Source organism: Candidatus Neomarinimicrobiota bacterium (assembly GCA_012964825.1).
Lineage (GTDB): Bacteria > Fidelibacterota > Marinisomatia > Marinisomatales > S15-B10 > UBA2125.
This window is the reverse complement of record DTTI01000078.1, coordinates 1-19,725: the sequence shown is the minus strand read 5'-3', so window position 1 is coordinate 19,725 and position 19,725 is coordinate 1. Positions and strand designations below refer to the sequence as shown.

Sequence of the window (19,725 nt, the reverse complement as noted above, 5' to 3'; positions counted from 1 at the left end):
AGCATCCAAGTGTCAGGATTGTCTTTTTCTCCTATGCCATAGTATTTCCCGGCACGACCACCCAGTCCGTCGTTGTATCTGTCACCGTCTTTAGAATTAGGGTCACCACCTTGTATAACAAAACCAGGAACTATGCGATGAAAGGATGTACCGTTAAAGTATCCTTCCCGAGCTAAAATTTTAAAACTTTCTACATGTTTCGGAGCCACATTGGGAAAAAACTTCAAAACAATCCGACCCTCTTCGGTTTCAATAATGGCATATTCTTTCGGTTTTTGAACACAGGATAAAAAGATTAAGATCATTAGAAAAAATGACACTTTAGTTAATACACTTATTTTGATCATTTACCAGTTCTTCCTCTCGAAGTTAATGGTTCGTTCTGTTCACATAGTGGGCAGGTTTCCGGATCCCAAGAAACAGCTGGGAACTTAACCAAAGCCTTTGTGGGACATTCAAAATCAATGCCATCGGCAGTCCTGTCTGTAAGGCAGACGACAGCTGCAGGCTGAGCGCCGCAAGATTTCACAATATTCAGAAGTTCCAGCACCGATCCACCGGTAGTAACAATATCTTCCACCACCAATACCCGATCACCGGAAGCAAGTTCAAATCCTCTCCGTAATGTCAGCTCACCATTCACCCGCTCGGCAAAAATCCCCTTTTTTCCGAAAGCGTTTGCTGTGGCACTACTTATTAAAATACCACCAACAGCAGCGCCGAGAACAACATCCACATTAATTCCCTCAACAGCTTTGGCCATTTGTCTTCCGATTTCGTTCACAATATCAGGCTGCTCCAAAAGGCGAAATTTCTCCAGATAGACATCGCTGTGTCTTCCAGAGGTGAGCTGAAAGTGACCTTTAAGCACCGCTCCGGTTTCTTCCATCATACTGCTAATATCCATAGTTAGGATCCTTTCAAATCACCAAGTATGTCGTTGATTTTTGAATTGTAATCCATAGCTGCAGAACCTGGATCTCCGCTATAAAGTACAGACCTAGACACATTGATCAGGGCTACTCCGTTACTGTTTCCAGCATGGACACTGGCCTCCAAATCACCGCCCTGAGTTCCTATACCAGGAATCAGAAATGGCATATTTCCTGCCTCCAGGCGAATATTGGCCATTTGTTCTGATTTGGTAGCTCCCACCACCAGACCACAATTATTTTTTTCATTGAGATCCTTTACCATGGAAATGACTCTCCTGTAAACAGCTACACCCGAAACTTCTTTGAGCTGAATGTCCCTTGCCCCGGGGTTGGAAGTAAGGCAAAGAACAAATACTCCTCGATCGGGACGTTCCAAAAATGGTGCCAGTGAATCTTGGCCCATGTAAGGTGATACAGTTACAGCATCAAAACCGAAGTGGTCAAAAAGTGCCGTTGCATACTTTTTTGCTGTATTTCCTATGTCCCCTCTTTTTGCATCGCCAATGGTAAGGCGTTGGCCGCCAATCTTTTCCATAGTCTCTTCTAGCCATTTGAACCCTTCGGAACCATATGCCTCATAAAAGGCCAGGTTCAATTTATAGGCTGACACATGATCCAGCGTAGAGTCAATTACCTTTCTGGTAAACTCTTTTAGTTCAGCCAGAGGCGGTGGTGATTCGGGATCGATCTTTTCAGCATCAATGTCAAGACCGACGCAGAGGTGGGATTTATGGCTGTCAACGGCCTCCTGAAGCCTGTCAGAAAAAGCTTTCAACACCGTAAAGTTACAGAGTAGTGCGGACGGGAAGCAACGAACAGTTGGGTATTCTTATTTGAAGCTATAAAAAGCGTTGCGTCATTCTTTTTCAAAGCTTATTCTAATCATGAGAAAGGAGTGAAATTGGTCGGCACAACTGACAAAACAGGAGAACAGCTTACCCTTGAGATCGCTGAAAAAACCCGATCCAGAGTGATCGCCTCTTCACCTCTCAATTTCCAGATCGAACTCATGGAGCGCGTCGGCGAGGAAGACATCCCCCAGCTTATCCTGATTTCAGAACATCTTGTAGAGGAATTCACGGAAGACGTCAGGCTTACAAAAACAAGCATCCGGAAATATTTCAACTATCCACATACGCTTCCCTTTATTGCCAGGAAGAGCGGAGAGATTATTGGCTACATCATCGGTGTCCCGCTGGAATTTTTTTCCAACGATCCATCATTCCAGTGCGATAGTAATCTGGGAGAAAAGAACACACTCTATACATACGCCTTTGTTGTTTTACAAAAGTATAAAGGAAGCGGCTATGCCAAGACTCTGAAACGGGTCTATCTCAGCTGGGCCAAGAAGAAGGGTTTTATATATGTTTCAGGACATGTTCGGGAAGGTGTCTCTCAGCGATTTAGCGGTTCAGTTCAAATTCTCAAAAGATTTGACAATTGGCACGGCAGCAACAGAAGATTTGAATATTACCGGAGACCCCTGGTATCCCGGGTTCAACCGGAAAACCCGGAGCAAAATCCACCTTTTGTGGCAAAAATTTGAACCAAAAAAAATTCAATCAACTTTTTCTGATGTGTTATATTCTATCTGGTATCTTATTTATTAAGAGGGGCTGATATGAGTAAACAAGAGAGAAAATGGACACGTGAAATGGATGATAGCGAAAAAGAGGCTGTATCTGTCATCACTTGCGACATGGAAGGCCGCGTTGAAACATTCAGTGCCGGTGCGGAAAAAATATTTGGTTATAGAGCCGATGAAGTTATCGGGAAAATGCGTGTCTCCGGTTTTTCCCCTGGCAACATAGTGCTGGTCCATGTAAAGACGTGGCTAGACAAAGCCAGTAAGGATGGTGAATTTCAGACCGACACCACATTTGTGCATAAGGACGGCTCCCCCATCCCTGCCCAGATCCGAATCACACCAACTTACAAGACAGTTGACGGCGAAAAAATTCAGATAGGTTACTGCGGGCAGACCAGAGTTCTGGAAGGTGTTGATCCCGCCGAAACCATGCCAAAGGATCCATGGTGGCTGAAAATGGTTTCAGCCCTTGTCATCACCCGCCTCCCCTTTCTATCAGCAACATGGATCCCGGTTATCTTGGCATCAGTCTGGGCCTATAACGGCGGTCTCTCCGGCGTGGGCACTTTCGATTGGTCGCTATTTGGTTTGGTGTTCCTGGGTGCTTCCTTCCTCCACCTATCCGCTAATACCTTTAACGACTATTTCGACTGGAAGGCAGGTATAGACCAGGCCAACAACGACTATTTCCTACAATATTCCGGTGGATCGAGGGCCATAGAACTTGGCCTCATAACTGAGGGCGGCCTTTTCAGGCTTGCTAGTTCATTTCTAGTTCTGGCAGCGATCTGCGGTGTTGCTGTCATGTTCGGTCCCTGGTCCAAAGGTTTTGATCTTTTCTGGTACGGATTGGCCGGCGCCGTGGGCGGATTTTTCTACACAGCGCCTCCTTTCAAACTTGCGGGCCGGCGGGGGTTGGGCGAGATATCAATCGGCCTTCTATTCGGCCCCGCTTTAACCATGGGTTCAGTTTTCGCTCTAACTGGTGTTCACAGTTGGGACGCCTTCCTGTTAGGTATTCCCGTGGGACTTCTCACAACAGCCATTCTATGGGTCAACCAGTTCCCAGACACGCCTTCTGACATCGCCACCGGAAAGACTCACTTGGTGGCAACTCTCGGGACCAGGAACGCACGCTGGGGTTATCTTACCCTCATGGCTGGCTGCTTTGCAGCAATGTATCTTTTATTTTCCTCAGGCATATTGTCACAGGGCGCACTTCTGGGAATGCTGGCACTTCCCGGTGCAGCCTACCTCACTTACAAAGTTTTTCAGGACTTTGATAAACGTGAATTGGCCACTACATGTGCCAACACCATCTACTTCCAAATGGCTACTGGCTTAATGATGATCCTGGGAATCTCATTCCTCTAATAACCGTCATAGACTAAGATTGGAAATTGAAGAGCCCCAGGAACGGGGCTCTTTTTTATCTAAAGGTCGTTCGACTCGGTGTGAACCTTGGGGATCTTTGGCCTCACCAGGGTCAGCATGGCCGGGAGTAAAAAAAGGTCCCCTAAGAGCGCTCCCAGCATTGTAACGGCTGAAAGAAAACCGAAATCTCTGCTGGGAAGAAAATTGGATGTAACCATGATAAGAAAACCAGCGCTGAGAATAATAGAAGTGGAAATGATCGCCTTCCCAGTTGTGAGAAGTGTCAGCTCATTGGCTTCCCGGAATTTGCCCCCGTTAGCGAAGAGCTCCTGCCTGAACCGAACCAGATAATGGATAGTGTCATCCACAGCAATTCCGAAAGCAATGGCAAACGTCATTGCAGTTGTGGGCCGCAGTTTAATGTGAAAAAAACCCATAACACTCGCCATAAGAAGCAGAGGAATGAAATTGGGTAGCATTGATAGAGACGCTAGTTTTATGCTTCTGAAAAGAAAACCCATGGATATAAAGATAACACCGAAAGCTATGAGGAAACTCACCACAAGATTTTTAACCAAGTACTGGTTGATCCTGAGTGCCATTAGAGTGGTTCCTGTCAGTTTAACATCAAGGTTCTCTTCCAGATTCTCTTGACACCAAAGCATAACTTCATCGATGATCTCTTCAGCCCGGCGTGAATCAATATCTTCTATCCTTCCTGCCAGGCGTGTACCGGAATAATCAAAGTTGGTTAACGTTTCAAACTCTTCCTCATGGAGGAACATATACTGAGCAACCAATTCACGGCTGGCCGGTATTGTTCTAAATGCCTTATCACCCTCATGAAAGGCCATATTCATTTCACTGAGGTAATCAATTACTGAAAGTATTTTTCCTATCTCTGGAATTGAGTCGAGTTTCTTTTGTAAGGTTTCAATGGCTTTCAGTACCTTAGGATTCTTAATTCCACCTTCCACCAATTGACCGTTATCTCGAACGCTGACAATGACCTCAAACGGTAAAACAGAGCCCATTCGCTTTTCCATGAATGTCATGTCATCGTAAAGCTGGTTGCCTTTAGTCAGATCTTCCATGAGAGATGAATGCTGATCAACTTTCATGGCATAAAATATGAAAAGGGCTACCATGAAAAGAGAGCTCACCACTATGACTTTATAATGGCTGTTATTGATGACAACAATCTTTTCGAGTAAACGGTGTCTAAAACCTTTAGTCATTTTCTCAAAACTGCTTTTTTGCGGAGTTTTAAGAATCATTAGCATAGCGGGGATAAATGTTATGGAGACCAAGAAAGCCAGTATCACACCTACTGCTACCATGCCGCCGAATTCACGGATCATGGTGATATTGGTACTCAAAAGCGCTAGAAAGCCCACTGCCGTTGTGAGGCTTGTGAGCAGAATAGCTGCGCCTATTTTCTGGATGGTAAGTTTTACCGCTACACGTTTATCCCTGCCATAGTTTAACTCCTGGTTGAACTTTACCAGGATATGTATGGAATCGGCCACACCCACGATCAATACAAGTGTGGGTATGATGTAAGTAACGATGTTTATAGTAAATCCCATAGCGCCCATGATTCCCATAACCCAGAAGTCTGCCATGAGTACAGCTAGAATTGGCAATAATGTCCCTCTTATTGTTCGGAAAAGAGCAAAAAGAACCACTAACAGTACAATTGTGACTGGGATGAAAAATCGCACAAAATCACCGAGCATGTATTGTACATACCTTGTTCTCAAAACTGGGATACCGGCTTCGTACCAACTCCAGTCAGAATCGTTCGTAATTGTTCCAATCTTATTCATAATCGCTTCCCTGTCTGGATGATTGTTGGCACTATCTTCCAGTTCAAGGAGGAATGCAGCGATCTGTCCGTTTGATGAAACAAGGTTGTCATTCAAAAGCGGCGAGTCAAGAACACGGTCCTTGAGGAACTGAAGCGAGTCTACTGAAATCGGTATGGATTCGTATACCGGTAACATCACTATGTCCGTCCCTGGCTCGAAAAGTTCTACATTTATCAGGGAAGTAACCTCAGAGATACCTTCAACCTGTGAGAAGGTTTCTGTCAGTTCCCGGGTTTTCACAAGGTTTTCATAGCTGAACGGATCACCGGAATCGTAGGCCAGCGAAATGAGATCATCCTCTCTTTCAAACTCCTCACGAAATTCTAAATATGCGTCCACCTCAGGATCATTCTCTGGAAAGAGATTTTCAATTGTAAAATCAAATTGTACGCGCGAGGCCGAAGTCACGGCAGCTACGGTGATCACGATCAGAACAATCAGTATACGCCAAGGATGATCCAGTTGAAAAGTGATCAACCTGTCCAAGTTTGCTTTCACAGTTTTGTGTCTTAGCGTCTGTTTTGTGTGAGGAGACTCACGCCTACCAACGAAATCACAGAGATGGTGATGGCTGGAAGAACTTCGTCCAGGTTACCGTACAGATTAGCAGGAATGAGATTTTGAACAAATCTGGCTTCCTTCCACAGCAGGGTCACTACCGTTCCCGACACGATGGACGCCACCGCACCTTCTTTCGTAGCGCCTTTCCAGAAAAAGGCTGCAAAAAGTGCTGGTGTGATGGCAGCACCGTAAATCGTGTAGGCATAGAGGGCCTTTTCGAAAATGGTGGTAGAGCGTGAAAATATAAGAGATACGAAATAGGCAATTATTCCAAGAAGAAGAACAATTGCTCTGCTTAAGAAAACTATCCTTCCTTCACTGGCATCTGGATTAATGTATTGCAGATAAACATCCCTGATGAGTGAAGTGGCTGGCACAAGCAGATACGAGTCCGCCGTTGAGATAATGATACCAACGATGGTGGTCATCATGACGGCGCCGAGGAATGTGGGTAACAGTCTGTGGGATGCATAGATGAGCACAAACCGCCCCGATTCAGCTTCCGGGATCATACTGGAACTGACCCATGCTGAGGCAATGATTAACAGTTCAATGACCAGGACCGCAACCACAAGAATAGATGTTGCCTTGGTGGCACCTTTTGCGTCTTTACTGGCGGAGAACCGTTGGTACATATTGGCGTCCCCCAGGACAAGGAGAAACGGAGGTAGACAGAAATTGATCACATCCACTACGGAATAGACACCAAAAAATTGCATATGCTCCTGCTTCCCCATCTGTAAGAAAGCTGTCTCCATGCCGCTCATACCACCGGCTTTAACCCACAGAATGGGAAAGGCAATTAAAAGAGACACCGTCATGATGATGCCGTTTCCCACATCTGTGTACGCTACGCTTAATAGGCCAGCCAGGAGCGTGTAGACAATGATGAAAACAGCGGCAATAATGGTCGCAGTTTTTGCACTGATCAGGCTAACTCCGTTCTCATCGGTCAGTACCGTTTCCAACACAGCTCCGCCTGCATTGAACTGATAACTGACAATCACCATGTAAGCTATAACTAGCGCTATGAGACTCAGCAACCGGGCGGACTGACCATACCGCTCACCCAGGATCTCCGGCACTGTGATCTTCTCAAATGCCCTAACCTTCCCAGCCACCCGTGTAAGTATCAGTATTCCCAGGACACCACCTAAGGGAAGGATAAGGGCCGCCATGCCTGTCTCATATGTCTCCCCGGCATTACCGAGGATGGAACCGGTACCGATCCATGTTGCAAGCATGGTTCCCACTAATACCCAGGGTGTAAGACTTCTGCCGGCTACTGCAAAATCACTCTGAGTGTTGACTTTCTTGGATTTATGGACCCCCACACCAAGCAGTATAAATAGATAAGTAAAAACAACAATTAAGTGAAACATTAAGATTCCTGTACTGAAAACATTATTACGGTAAGCCTCGAGGCAGTAATCTAAAGTTAGAGCCAGCGAAATTAGCTTTTCACCGAGGGAAATACAACAGCTACCTCTTGGATACAGATAGGTAAGCAATTAATTTCTCCTTCAATCATGAACAAGATAACCTGTATTGGTGGAACACTCATTCTTGCAATAATTTCCACCGGTTGTCAATCAACTGAGGGGAAAATGAAGATGAACAGACTGGCCCAGGAGAAGAGCCCTTATCTCTTGCAGCATAAGGACAACCCGGTGGATTGGTATCCCTGGGGTGAGGAAGCGTTCGCAGCAGCTGAGAAACAGGATAAGCCCATTTTCCTATCCATTGGTTATTCTACATGCCACTGGTGCCATGTCATGGAACATGAATCGTTTGAAGACAGCACAGTGGCGGCACTTATGAACGAAAATTTTATCAACATAAAAGTAGACCGTGAGGAGCGGCCCGATATAGATAACATTTATATGACAGTTTGCCAAATGATGACCGGCAGTGGCGGCTGGCCTCTCACCATCCTCATGACACCAGACAAGCAACCGTTCTTCGCTGGTACCTATTTCCCGAAAGAGAGCCGCTTTCAAAGAATGGGTATGGTTGACCTTATTCCGCGCATGGGGAAAATGTGGCACGAGGAAAGAGACAAACTATTAACTACCGCAGAACAGATGGTACAGCACCTCCAAAATTCTTTCTCTCCTTCCGGTACCAAGGATCTTTCCGAGGAGACTCTGAAGAGTGCTTTCGCTCAGTTTCTACAAAAATTTGATGATGAAAATGGCGGATTCAAGGGGCGAATGAAATTTCCCACAGCCCACAACCTTCTATTTTTGCTCCGTTATCATAAACGAACGGGTGATCCCACAGCCCTCATGATGGTGGAAAAAACATTGGATGCAATGCGAAAAGGCGGCATTTATGATCACGTCGGTTTCGGATTCCACCGTTACGCAACGGACCGAGAGTGGCTCCTTCCCCATTTTGAAAAAATGCTCTACGATCAGGCCATCAATGCCATGGCCTATTTGGAAGCATATCAGGTGACAGGCAAAGAAAAATATGCGAAAACTGCCCGTGAGATATTCAGTTACGTCCTGCGGGACATGACATCATCTGAAGGAGGTTTTTTCTCAGCGGAAGATGCAGATAGTGAAGGTGAAGAAGGGAAGTATTACGTCTGGACTCAGAACGAGGTGAAATCAATTTTGAGTAAAAATGAAGGCACGCTGTTTGGTGAAGTGTACAACTTTTCAGAAGAAGGCAACTTCCGTGAGGAAACAACTGGACATCCTACAGGAAAAAATATACCGCATTTGACCAACTCAATCACGAAAGTAGCTCAGGAAAATAATATGGCAACATCTGAACTCAGGGCAAAGCTGGAAAAGATGCGTCAGAAGCTTTTCGAGATCAGAGATAAGCGGGTGCACCCTTTGAAGGATGACAAAATACTCACTGACTGGAACGGGCTGATGATTGCGGCATTCGCAAAAGGGGCACAAGTGCTGAATGATGATACCTACGCACAGGCCGCAAGGAACGCCGCAAATTTTGTCCTGGAAAATCTTAATGACAATAATGGCAGATTACTTAAGCGGTACAGGCAAGGCGAATCGTCTCTACCAGCCCATCTTGAGGATTATGCCTTTTTCTCCTGGGGTCTTCTGGAGCTTTATGAAGCGACGTTTGATGTGAAATATCTTTCGGAAAGTTTGCGTCTCACTGAAATCATGACTGACCTCTTCTGGGATGAAAGTAACGGCGCCTTCTTTTTCACAGCCGATGACGGCGAGGAGCAGATTGTCAGGACTAAGGAGCTTTATGATGGTGCCATCCCTTCCGGAAATTCCGTGGCAGCACTGGTGCTTCTGCGATTAGGACGGATCACTGGAAAGAGTGAATACGAAAATATGGCTGCCACCATTGGAAAAGTCTTTTCTAAAAATGTAGAACAATCACCCACCGCATACACTCAACTTCTTTTAGCTGTTGACTTTGGCATCGGTCCATCTTACGAGATTGTGGTGGTTGGCGATCGGCATAGCGAAGATACGCAAATGATGTTGAGGCGCATCCAGGAATCTTTCCTTCCAAATAAGGTTGTTATATTGAAGCCATCAGACGGCCAGAAAAGGGAAGTTGTCCGCATCGCCCCTTTCACTGAAACACAGGTCGCCATAAATGGAAAGGCAACAGCTTATGTCTGCCAGAATTATGCTTGTGAAGCTCCGACCACCGATATCACCGAAATGATGTCTTCTTTTAAATGAATGATTCATTCTCAAAGCGCCTTGGTGAAACCCTGGCCCACGTTCAGGACTTCTTCGACACGGTAGTTCATTTCGGAATTAAGCGGATATCAAACTCAGGAAAAACAAAAGATTCATCCGAAACAGAGAAACCATCCGGGGTAGGAAAAGTGCTTCGCTTTGTCTCTGATATGGGCGACGCCTATTATAATAAATACGGCGATATCAAATCTGATAAGAAACAACCAGATGAAAAAGAATAACAGATCGGTTTTTCTTTCATTTCTCGTCGAGGCTGAGTAATATGACGAAAAGATCTTTAAAAATTCCCCGGACCGGTTCCGGCATTTTTGGAACCTACAATAATAATAAATGGGAACTGAACTTCGGGTGAGGAAAGCAGGCCTTTCCCGGTAGCCACCAGGATCAAGGAAACTTGAATCATCCGGGAGGTGCCCACCGTGACTAAGACGAGTTCCAACAATGCCCCGGTTCGGGGGGTTTTATTTAGGCTTCCCCGTCCTCTGACTGAGCCACAATCTGCTCAACCACACTACTATCACCGCGAATTTTAAGATGAACTCCGTCTGACTGATAATCCTGTTCCAACACTTCCACTCGCTCATAGACTGAAGCAATCTCTTTCCCCAACGAGGCGGCAAATGTAACCTCCGCAGTCTGGTACGAGCTTTCCAGGCTTTTCTTTACTCTTTCCAGGAGAGCATCAAGCCTCAGGTGATTCTTAGCTGAAATAAAAACAGCATGAGGAAAACGATTCTTCAGACCGCGCAATTCCGCGGGTGCGAGCAAGTCAATCTTGTTTGCCACTATGACTGTCTCTTTACCTCTCGCCCCTATGGAATTGAGCACCTCTTTTACCGTCTCCATCTGCTCATCCAGCAGGCTCGAACTGGCATCTACCACAAGCAGAAGTAGATCTGAATCGACCGCCTCTTTCAGTGTACTTCTGAATGACGCCACCAGAGAGTGAGGAAGCTTCCTAATAAATCCCACAGAATCACTTATGAGCACTTCACGTTTTCTATCCAGGGCAAGTGATCTGACCGTGGTGTCCAGCGTAGCGAAAAGCTGATCTTTGACATAAACATCAGCACCTGTTAGTACATTTAGAAGAGTTGACTTTCCTGCATTAGTGTATCCGACGAGAGAAACCCTGAATTTCTGTTCCCGCCTTCGGCTCTGGGTCTCCCTCTCTTTTTCAATCCCTTTCATCTCTCTCTGAAGTTTCGATATGCGGTTACGAACCAGTCTCCGGTCGATCTCGATCTGGGTCTCACCGGCGCCGGCCCGTGTTCCGATGCCGCCCATCTGTCGCTCCAGGTGAGTCCACATGCGCGTCAACCGCGGAAGCATGTATTCAAGACGGGCCAGTTCCACTTGCGTTTTGGCTTCTCTTGTCCTGGCATGCTGTGTGAATATGTCCAAAATGAGACCTGTCCTGTCAATAACCTTTATGGACTCGGCCAGTTTCAGGAAGTTCCTCACCTGTGTAGGCGAAAGTTCGTCATCAAAGATGATCAGATTAACGTCCAGCATCTGGGCTTGATTAACAATCTGTTCCGCCTTCCCTTTGCCGATGAAATATTTTGGGCTGATACGATTTACTTTTTGTGTGAACCGTCCCACAATCTCAGCTCCAGCTGTTTCCGATAAAAGCTCTAATTCATCCAAATGTTCTTCAACAACTTCCAGAGACAGACCGCCTGTGACAACACCAATAAGGAAAGTTTTTTCGTCTGATATTTTTTTAATACCTAACAAAAGATTACTCCTGCTTAACACGGCCGATCCAAGTTTCTGCACTCAAAAGCACCAATGCGGAAATGAGGAAAATATGCCACAATTCTGTTCCCCTCCTCGCTTCATTAACCGCGAGAACAGGGTCTTCGTCTGTTCTAATAATTCTTGCTAAGCCTCCGGCAAAGAGTTCTTTCAATTGACTCTCTTCCAGGCGCCTTGTAGGGTCCTCCGTTAAGGCCAGGTTAGCCACGAAAGTAGTAAACAACTCTCCTCCTAACATCACCTCGTAAACACCAGTTCTATCCAAGTTCTCGATGACGATCCTCTCCCTAAGGTAATCTGGTACAACTTTTGTTTCTACTCCGTTGGGTGCTCTGATAACAATCTCTTTTGACATATCTTCTCGGGGTATGGGAATAGTGAGAGTATCTCCCACCGCTACTTCCATCTTGCCGGACACTTCCGATGTAAGGTAGATCAAAATTCTGTGTAACAGCGGTACAAAGATGCCTCGCACCGGAAGATCGGTCCAAGCAAGATCGGGTGGTGCGGTGAATAAAATGACACGCCCGGAACCGACCCTCTTCTCCATCATGAACGGTTCGCCGTTCGAGAGTGATAAAATGATCTGAGTTTGCCTGAAGCTCTCCATTCTGTTGTACGCGAAAATTTTCGGCATCTCATCCCGGAGACTGGTTGCCGGAAATTCACTGAATAAGGGGTGTTTTAAGGCAATACGGTCAACCGTAAGATAGTTTTCACCAATAAGGCGTTTTGTACCGATGACGGCTCCTAGATCGATCTTCCCTAGCCAATTGCTACCACCGGATTCTTCTGACAATTCCCCAAGAAAAATCAAGGCGGAACCACCATCAGCAAGAAACTCTTGCAACACTTCAATCTCCCGGGTAGTCAACTTACCGGGGTTCAGCATCAGCACTACATCCTTGTTAGAAAAAAGTGTTGCCCCCACACTGCCAAAGAGGTACTCTTCCAGCTCAACGACTTGTGTTGTCCGGTTCAGTGCCAATAGAGCCAGTTTGAGTAGGGAACCATCGGCTTGATTCTGCTGGATCACGGCACAGCGAATCCGATCAGTCATACGAAACTGGAAAAACCGCCGGTTGTCATGAGGAAAGTCATCTTCTGGAATCTCAATAATTCCGTGTACAACCCCCGACTCCTTGGCAAATGCCTTAAAAGCAAAATTTTTCTCATCGAAAGGTTCAAAATTAGATACCACCTGGCCAGTCCTAGCATCGTCAAAAAAAAGTTGAACAGGAACGTCTCTTCTCACCTCTAAGCCTGAATTGGAAATGTATGTTTCAACGGTCAGAAGCTGGTTCGGCATTTTCAATAGAGAGGTGACAACCGCACTTTCAATCTTCAGATTGTTCATTATAAGGGGCTGAGGGAAAAGATAGGTACGCCATTTACTTATTCCCTTCAATTTCCCATCAGATACCGCGACAGGAAAATCGCTGAAAACATACAATTCCTGGTTAGCAGACTGACCCGAGATCTCCTCTTCTCTCTCAGATCGTACGATAGCTGAATCGATTGCAGTCCACAGGTTATCCTGTCCACTGGTAGGCCGGATATTCTGAAAAATCTCCCTCACACGCCTCATTGAAGTTATTGGCTCGGAAGCGACCCTTTTGAAAGGGGTTGTCTGGTAGGTGTCAAGAATGAAATCACCTTTTAGATTATGGATGAGGTCCAGTGCTGTCTGTTTCGATCTGTCAAGAAGCGTATATCTGCCTGCTTCAGCGGTCATGGTTGCGGAGTTATCAAATAGCATGGCAATCCTGGTGGACTGGCCCACGGTCCCCACCAGCGGGAAATAACCGATCTTCACCGGGCGGGCGAAAGATAGAACGAGTAGTACGACGGCTGCTGTTCTAAGAACCAGCAAAATAATCTGGCGCAACTTCAATTTCCGGATTGTGTCGTGCTCCAGCTCTTTGATAAAACGGATGGTACTGAAATCAACACGCTGTGTACGCCGTCTGCTAATGAGATGAATAATGACTGGGACAGTCCCCGCCAGAAGGCCCCAGAGAAGCGATGGCGCTAGGAAACTCACGCAATTAGATGGAAAAAGGAAATAGTGATGGCCGCCGAGAGGGGTACAATCAGGTTGTCATTGATGGGGGAAGGCAATACTTCAGCAATAGTGGCAATCCCTGCAGCGGCTACGGCACCGGCCCTTGGCAGATTGGGAAGGAAAAAAGCCAACGCCAGCGCCACAATCAAGAAAGTTACCGTACCTTCAACCGTTTTTTCGAACAATGGGTGGTTCCCCCACTTACGGCCGATGAGTGCTGCTGACGCATCCGCCAGAGAGAGAATTAGCAAAGAAAAGATAGCCACCGATTTTTCAAAGATTAGAACGGTAAGAAATCCAGCAACGAAAACAGTTGTGGCGCCCGTGATGGTATGATCCTCTGACTCACGCACAATAGCACTAAAAAATAGCTTATAGAGTCGTTTAAAAGGCCCCACGTTCATTCTCAACAATTCTCCTAGGAGAAACAAAACACTCAATCCGCCCAAAAACCAGAGCATCTGATTTCTGCTCAATGCATAATAGTAGGAGATAGGAAATACGGCCGAGCCGAAATGAATTATTTTTCTGTAAATTTCGCTGCGGTAGTTCATCGTTTGCGCTTTGGGTCTGACAGTTGGTTATACACATCGTTCAGATCCAGTATACTTACTGTCACATCGATGGGTAACGGTTTTCCCAAGACGGTACCCGCAACAATGGATTGTTCAAGTATAGTGTAAGGGACAAGATCCTCATTCTGGCGGTAAGTTATGCTTCCGAGTGAGAGTTGTAATTTTGTAAGCAGCTGTTCCGCTTTTACCAGGCTGAGACCAAACAGTTGAGGCACCTGGTAGAAGTCAGGTGGTTTACCCTTGCTAATGATGACTGTGAGGCCGCTACCCCGACGAAGAAAATCACCTGCCCTTGGATATTGCCAGCGGATGACATCCATGGGGATGTCCACATCGAATTCGCTGATAAGTGAATCTACCGTTAATCCAACCTCACTTAACTTCAGCCGCCCGCTGCGGATAGACTTCCCAATAATATCAGGAATCATGACCATTCTTTCACGCTCAGCGGTGGTCAGATGGACAGTTCTTCCAGGTTTGACCTTTCGCATGGCGTCAGGATACTGATCTATGACCGTACCCACCGAATAGGCACTGGTATATTTTATGTCGCTACGCCTGGCAACAAAACCTTCCAGTTCAAGTGTTAACTTTGCCTCTTCAAAAGACATGCCAGTCACGGCTGGAAGAAATCGGCCAGCATCCTCACGAACGTACAGCGGCATGACAATTTTGTCCAGCAACAACAAGCCTATGGCGCTCACAATGATCATCGTAATAGAATAGCGGTAGACTGTTTTCATGAGTTGCGTCTCAAAATTACTGCAAAAACGCCGTCAGTCCCATGTTCCGACGGGAAAGTACTGAGCGCCCCCCTTACATCAAGAAACTCCGGCGGCACCCGTCCTTCAGCCGACAGTGTTGAAAACGATGGATTGTCGGCCAAAAAACTGTCCGTCACGCCCCAGTTCTCTTCAGGTTCAACTGAACAGGTGGCGTAAACCAGTTCTCCTTCCGGACCCAGAAACTGAGCTGTATGACTGATTATTCTCTTCTGCAAAGTGACCATTTTGTCCAGGTCAGACAGACGTCTTCGCCATTTCAGATCAGCCCGTTTGGCCATGACGCCGGTACCGGTACAGGGCGCATCGATGAGGATTTTACCGGAAATCGGAAAGGAGTCAACTGTGGCATTCTTCTGTTCCACCTGCACCGAATTGAGTCTCAATCGCTCTACTGATTCCTTTAACAGTTCAATCCTGTCAGCATCCACATCAAACGCATGAACTAAACCGCTGTTCCTCATGAGTTCTGCCATGTAGCAGCACTTTCCTCCGGGAGCGGCACAGACATCGAGAACGGTGTCACCTTCAGTTGGCTTCAAAAGATTTACAACTAATCCGGAAGAAACATCCTGAAATGAAAAATGGCCCTCACCGAACTGACGGCTTGCCTTAATCTTTGATACTTGCTGAACAGTGTAAAACTCCGATAAAATTTGGTTTGGCTCCCACTTAACCATACTCTCTTTCATAAACTTCTCAAATGCTTCCTTCTCGGTTCGGAGTGAATTCATACGAACGGTGAGGATTGGAACTGTATTGTTCCACTCGCAAAGTTGGATCGTCCGTTCCCAGCCGAAAGAATCTATCCACCGCCTAACCATCCAGCCAGGGTGGGACAGAAGAGTCGCCGTCTGCTGAATGGGTGCTTCTGGAGAAAGTTCTTTCTCAATGGACGCATCCGCTTCACGGACCTTTCGGAGCAGCGCATTTGTGAGGCCCGCTGCACCCTTACCCCGCTTCCGCTTTGCGATCTCCACCGCTTCATTCACCGCCGCAAAGTCCGGGACGTGATCCCTATAGATGATTTCGTATGTTCCCAGCCTTAGTGTATTCCTGAGAATGTTGTCGGCTGTTTCATAGTTGCCTCTGAACAGAGAATTGATAATATGATCAATGTAGCCGCGGTGACGGACAATATCCTGTACAAGATGGGTGATTTCTGGCCGCGATTTGGAGGATGTGTAATTGGTAGCGAAATAGTTATTAAAAATTGCCGAAAGCCTTTCGGAGCTTCGCTCGAATTCATCGAGAATTCTAACAGTGTGTTCCCTCGCCGATAGCTTATTTGCCAAGATAATCTCCTGCCTTCAACCGGGCGCCGGCAAGAAATTCCCCACCTTTCATCCGCCGTTTCCCCTCCGGTTGAAGTTCCTGAATGACCGTACTGCCGGAACCGCACCTCACCGTAAACGATGATTTATCCAGAGAGACCACTTCCCCTGGGTTCCCTTTCTCCGCCAAAGAGAGTGCACATTTGAAGATTTTCAGGCGGCGGTTGGCCAGAAATGTGTATGCACCAGGCGTGGGAGACAGAGCACAAACTTGATTCCTCACACTAACGGCAGGTTTTGTCCAGTCAATCTTGCAATCCTCAGAGACAATCTTAGGTGCATGGCTGACGCTGCTTTCGTCCTGTGGTTCAGGTGTGGCAGTACCGTGCACCAGATTGTCAATTGTCCACACAAGCAAATGGGCACCGAGTTGAGAGGCACGGCGAGAGAGAGATCCGGAATCGTCTTCTGGGAAAATGATCATAGGCCTTGTCATCAAAATATCTCCAGTGTCCATCGTAGGAGAGATAAAAAATGTTGTGATCCCCGTCTTCACATCACCGTTCATAAGAGCCCATTGAAGGGGTGCAGCTCCCCGGTATTTTGGCAATAGAGATGGATGGAGATTCATTGACCCTATTTTCGGAATCTCCAATACCGTTGAAGGTAGTAGACGAAACGCTACAACAACAAAGAGATCAGCCTTCAGTTCCCGAAGTTGTGAAACAAAGGACTCGTTTTTCAGCGAAGCCGGCTGAATCACCGGCAAAGCATAATCAGACGCCCTTTGAGCCACCGCAGTGGGCAATACCAATTTTCCCCTGCCCCGAGGCTTGTCTGGGGATGTGACCACCGCAACTACTTCGTGCTTTGATGACATCAGCTCATTCAGGGACAGAACAGCGAAGTCCGGATTCCCCATAAAGACGATGCGGAGTGGGTTCAACAGGCTACGGTCTGCGAAATTGGGACCTCAGGAGTGATGCGATACCAGCTCTTTCAACTGTTTCCGGATCCGGTGTTTGTCCAGTTGAGAGGCATGATCGATTATAAGACGGCCGTTGAGGTGATCCATCTCGTGCTGAATAACTGTTGCCATGAGATCGTCAAACTCTGCTTCATGATGATTACCGCCCAGATCCTGATAGGCAAATATCACCTTTTCTGAACGGGTTACATCCACACGAACTTCCGGGATACTCAGGCAACCTTCCTCCAGAGATATGGAACCTGACTGGTCAATAATTTGCCCGTTAACGTAAGCAGCAGGGGGGTGATTTTGATCCGCGTGAGAAATATCGATTATCATCAGGTTCAGATCGACGCCGATCTGGCTGGCAGCCAGACCGATCCCCTCCTCCTCATACATGGTATCGAACATGTCCGGGACTAAGTCTTGGATAGCGTCAAAGTCCTCCACAATTTCAAGGACTTTTCTTAGTATAGGCTCACCATATGTGATAACCGGAAGCGCCGCCATCAAACTTCCTTACTCTTTAGTTGAGCTAAGCCCGGATATAGCTGATTTACTCACTGTAAGTTTCACATTCTTGTCTACCGTTAAGATAACAGTTGAATTTTTTTCCTTGAAACCATTGATAGTACCATGTACCCCACCGGATGTAACGACCTTGTCTCCTTTCTTGAGGTTTTCCAACATAACCTTACGCTCTTTCGTCTGCTTCATCTGTGGTCGTAGCATGAGAAAATAGATGACAAGAAGGATCAGGACGAAGGGCAAGAAACCGAGGATTCCTCCTCCGGAAGATGTTTGTGCATTCAGGTAATCCACGTTATAAATCCTCTCTACTGGCCGATGAAATTACACCGTGTCCTTCCCGATTCAAAGTTTGCTGGGGACTATCGTTGGTAAAAGAAAATCCCAGTCAGATTCAGAACGGATGAACCATCCAGAATCAGATTGGGATAAACTTCACTCCTCTAGGAGGAGCAGAGCAGTCTTATGCCGCCCCGGTTAAGTGTCTACCTGTTGTATATCGTTACAAAGAGAAGCAATGCTATTACGCCAGCTACGCCTTGCGACGAAATATTACCGACTAAATCGGCAATATTGTCAATGACACCCGTTGTTCCGGGAAAGAGGATATCAACTACGACACCCACCATGATAACTGCGACGCCGAAATCTACAACTTCTTTGCCCCAGCCAGTGATGGACTGTAGCGCATTCCTAATCATAGGTTAATTCTCCCTGTTGTCTTCCGAGGTTAACTGAATTGAGCGACGTGTCTCTTACTGAGTCAGTACATTCCGTCCCCTCCCGGTAAGGGAGGGGACGAAACTACTTTAGGTCAGATTATAACCTAGTTACTGCCCCAGATAGACATGAAGACCACGAAGGCAATTAACCCTGTTAAGCCATTATCTGTAAAGGCACCTACAAGGTCAGCCACATTATCCACGATTCCTGTTGTACCGACGCCAAAGAGCGCGTCAACTACGAGAAAGACCATCGCCAAAGACAGTCCAAGGCTGACAAAATCGCCGAACCATCCACCAATCGTGGAGAAAGTATCCTTCAAACTAGCCATTGTGATCCCTCCTATTAGGTTATTGGTAATCACTGCGTGCACCAATCCCGCTCGTCCACTCATTTGACGAAAACAAAGATGGGAACACTATTCTAATGAAAGTTTTACAGAGTGAAAAGTGTGAATTTAGCTCCGAGGTCATTTTCCCCACAAATCGAAGAGAGCCTACCCCAAATTTGGCTAAATATCAAGATAAAAGTAATCTAAGTGCTTTTTTCTATTGAGAAAATTACTATTTCTTCCACTAATCAATGACAATGTCGCACGCCCCGTTTTACCAAGACGAAGTTAACTGGATAGGCCGCAACAAAGCCAGCCATCAGCGCCAGGACCATACCAATCCAGAATATGCCGTCGCTCAAACCAGCGCTCATGACACCTGGAGTGTAGACTTCTGCCAGCACCTCAGCAGTCTCCATAACAGCAATACTTAACCCTTCTGCCACTAGTATCTGTTTAAAAGCATGAGAAAAAGGGAGGTTTGCCTTTAGGAGCGGCCTCAGTCCAAGGAAAAAGCCGAACACAAAACCAAGAATGACGGCCAGTGTGATGCTCTGGACATTCCCAAGACCAATCATGGTAGCAAGAACCATCCCGACAACCTCTCCCAGCCCACACCCCAGAAGACAGTGAAATGTGGCGCTGGCAGCCAGTTTGGCGTTATTCACAGGCTCATGATC

Annotated in this window: 20 protein-coding genes; 4 read left to right on the top strand and 16 right to left on the bottom strand. The window is 46.5% G+C overall.

What is annotated here, in order from left to right:
* The 3 genes from EYO21_08120 to pyrF all read right to left on the bottom strand — a co-directional run.
* Nucleotides 1–305 (bottom strand): hypothetical protein (locus tag EYO21_08120; protein ID HIB03766.1); only part of this gene is annotated, 305 nt, incomplete at its 3' end.
* Nucleotides 306–343: 38 nt separating this feature from the next.
* A complete protein-coding gene (locus tag EYO21_08115) occupies nt 344–907 on the bottom strand; it encodes an orotate phosphoribosyltransferase (protein HIB03765.1) in 564 nt (187 codons plus the stop codon).
* 2 nt (nt 908–909) lie between these two features.
* Nucleotides 910–1,713 carry an orotidine-5'-phosphate decarboxylase gene (pyrF, locus tag EYO21_08110; protein ID HIB03764.1) on the bottom strand — a complete coding sequence of 268 codons (804 nt, stop codon included), beginning with the start codon at nt 1,711–1,713 and terminating at the stop codon, nt 910–912.
* 117 nt (nt 1,714–1,830) lie between these two features.
* On the opposite strand from pyrF, the gene EYO21_08105 reads away from it, so the two are divergent.
* Together EYO21_08105 and EYO21_08100 are read left to right on the top strand one after the other, a co-directional pair.
* Nucleotides 1,831–2,481, top strand: a complete 651-nt coding sequence (locus EYO21_08105; protein HIB03763.1) for a GNAT family N-acetyltransferase — start codon at nt 1,831–1,833, stop codon at nt 2,479–2,481.
* Nucleotides 2,482–2,556: 75 nt separating this feature from the next.
* Nucleotides 2,557–3,897, top strand: coding sequence for a PAS domain S-box protein (locus EYO21_08100; protein HIB03762.1), 1,341 nt, complete (start codon nt 2,557–2,559; stop codon nt 3,895–3,897).
* 59 nt (nt 3,898–3,956) lie between these two features.
* Here EYO21_08100 and EYO21_08095 read toward each other — a convergent pair whose 3' ends face one another.
* Nucleotides 3,957–6,266, bottom strand: a complete 2,310-nt coding sequence (locus EYO21_08095; GenBank protein ID HIB03761.1) for an RND family transporter — start codon at nt 6,264–6,266, stop codon at nt 3,957–3,959.
* Nucleotides 6,267–6,277: 11 nt separating this feature from the next.
* Nucleotides 6,278–7,711 (bottom strand): sodium:solute symporter family protein, encoded by a 1,434-nt coding sequence (locus EYO21_08090; protein ID HIB03760.1) that lies wholly within the window; start codon nt 7,709–7,711, stop codon nt 6,278–6,280.
* A 225-nt stretch (nt 7,712–7,936) separates the two neighbouring features.
* On the opposite strand from EYO21_08090, the gene EYO21_08085 reads away from it, so the two are divergent.
* Nucleotides 7,937–10,015 (top strand): thioredoxin domain-containing protein, encoded by a 2,079-nt coding sequence (locus tag EYO21_08085; protein ID HIB03759.1) that lies wholly within the window; start codon nt 7,937–7,939, stop codon nt 10,013–10,015.
* Nucleotides 10,012–10,257, top strand: coding sequence for a hypothetical protein (locus EYO21_08080; GenBank protein HIB03758.1), 246 nt, complete (start codon nt 10,012–10,014; stop codon nt 10,255–10,257). Before EYO21_08085 ends, EYO21_08080 begins: the two co-directional genes overlap by 4 nt.
* 244 nt (nt 10,258–10,501) lie before the next feature.
* Here the strand turns inward: EYO21_08080 and hflX are convergent, their stop codons facing one another.
* The 11 genes from hflX to EYO21_08025 form a co-directional block, all read right to left on the bottom strand.
* Complete coding sequence (hflX, locus tag EYO21_08075) at nt 10,502–11,818, bottom strand: GTPase HflX (GenBank protein ID HIB03757.1); 1,317 nt, start codon at nt 11,816–11,818, stop codon at nt 10,502–10,504.
* Entirely contained in the window at nt 11,781–13,841 is a 2,061-nt protein-coding gene (locus EYO21_08070) for a hypothetical protein (protein ID HIB03756.1), read from the bottom strand. The genes hflX and EYO21_08070 overlap by 38 nt, the downstream gene beginning before the upstream one ends.
* Nucleotides 13,838–14,416: a hypothetical protein gene (locus tag EYO21_08065; protein ID HIB03755.1), complete on the bottom strand. Its 579-nt coding sequence runs from the start codon at nt 14,414–14,416 to the stop codon at nt 13,838–13,840. The genes EYO21_08070 and EYO21_08065 overlap by 4 nt, the downstream gene beginning before the upstream one ends.
* A complete protein-coding gene (locus EYO21_08060; protein HIB03754.1) occupies nt 14,413–15,180 on the bottom strand; it encodes a PASTA domain-containing protein in 768 nt (255 codons plus the stop codon). The genes EYO21_08065 and EYO21_08060 overlap by 4 nt, the downstream gene beginning before the upstream one ends.
* Nucleotides 15,177–16,520 carry a 16S rRNA (cytosine(967)-C(5))-methyltransferase RsmB gene (rsmB, locus tag EYO21_08055; GenBank protein HIB03753.1) on the bottom strand — a complete coding sequence of 448 codons (1,344 nt, stop codon included), beginning with the start codon at nt 16,518–16,520 and terminating at the stop codon, nt 15,177–15,179. The genes EYO21_08060 and rsmB overlap by 4 nt, the downstream gene beginning before the upstream one ends.
* Nucleotides 16,504–17,439, bottom strand: coding sequence for a methionyl-tRNA formyltransferase (locus tag EYO21_08050; GenBank protein ID HIB03752.1), 936 nt, complete (start codon nt 17,437–17,439; stop codon nt 16,504–16,506). Before EYO21_08050 ends, rsmB begins: the two co-directional genes overlap by 17 nt.
* A 27-nt stretch (nt 17,440–17,466) precedes the next feature.
* Entirely contained in the window at nt 17,467–17,973 is a 507-nt protein-coding gene (gene def / locus EYO21_08045; protein HIB03751.1) for a peptide deformylase, read from the bottom strand.
* A gap of 9 nt (nt 17,974–17,982) precedes the next feature.
* Nucleotides 17,983–18,195 (bottom strand): preprotein translocase subunit YajC, encoded by a 213-nt coding sequence (gene yajC, locus EYO21_08040; protein ID HIB03750.1) that lies wholly within the window; start codon nt 18,193–18,195, stop codon nt 17,983–17,985.
* Between the two features lie 281 nt (nt 18,196–18,476).
* Complete coding sequence (locus EYO21_08035; protein HIB03749.1) at nt 18,477–18,692, bottom strand: hypothetical protein; 216 nt, start codon at nt 18,690–18,692, stop codon at nt 18,477–18,479.
* A 125-nt stretch (nt 18,693–18,817) separates the two neighbouring features.
* The gene (locus EYO21_08030) at nt 18,818–19,045 is read right to left on the bottom strand and encodes a hypothetical protein (GenBank protein HIB03748.1); all 228 of its coding nucleotides are present in this window, start codon (nt 19,043–19,045) and stop codon (nt 18,818–18,820) included.
* A 248-nt stretch (nt 19,046–19,293) separates the two neighbouring features.
* The coding region (locus EYO21_08025; protein ID HIB03747.1) for a DUF4396 domain-containing protein at nt 19,294–19,725 on the bottom strand (432 nt) is incomplete at its 5' end.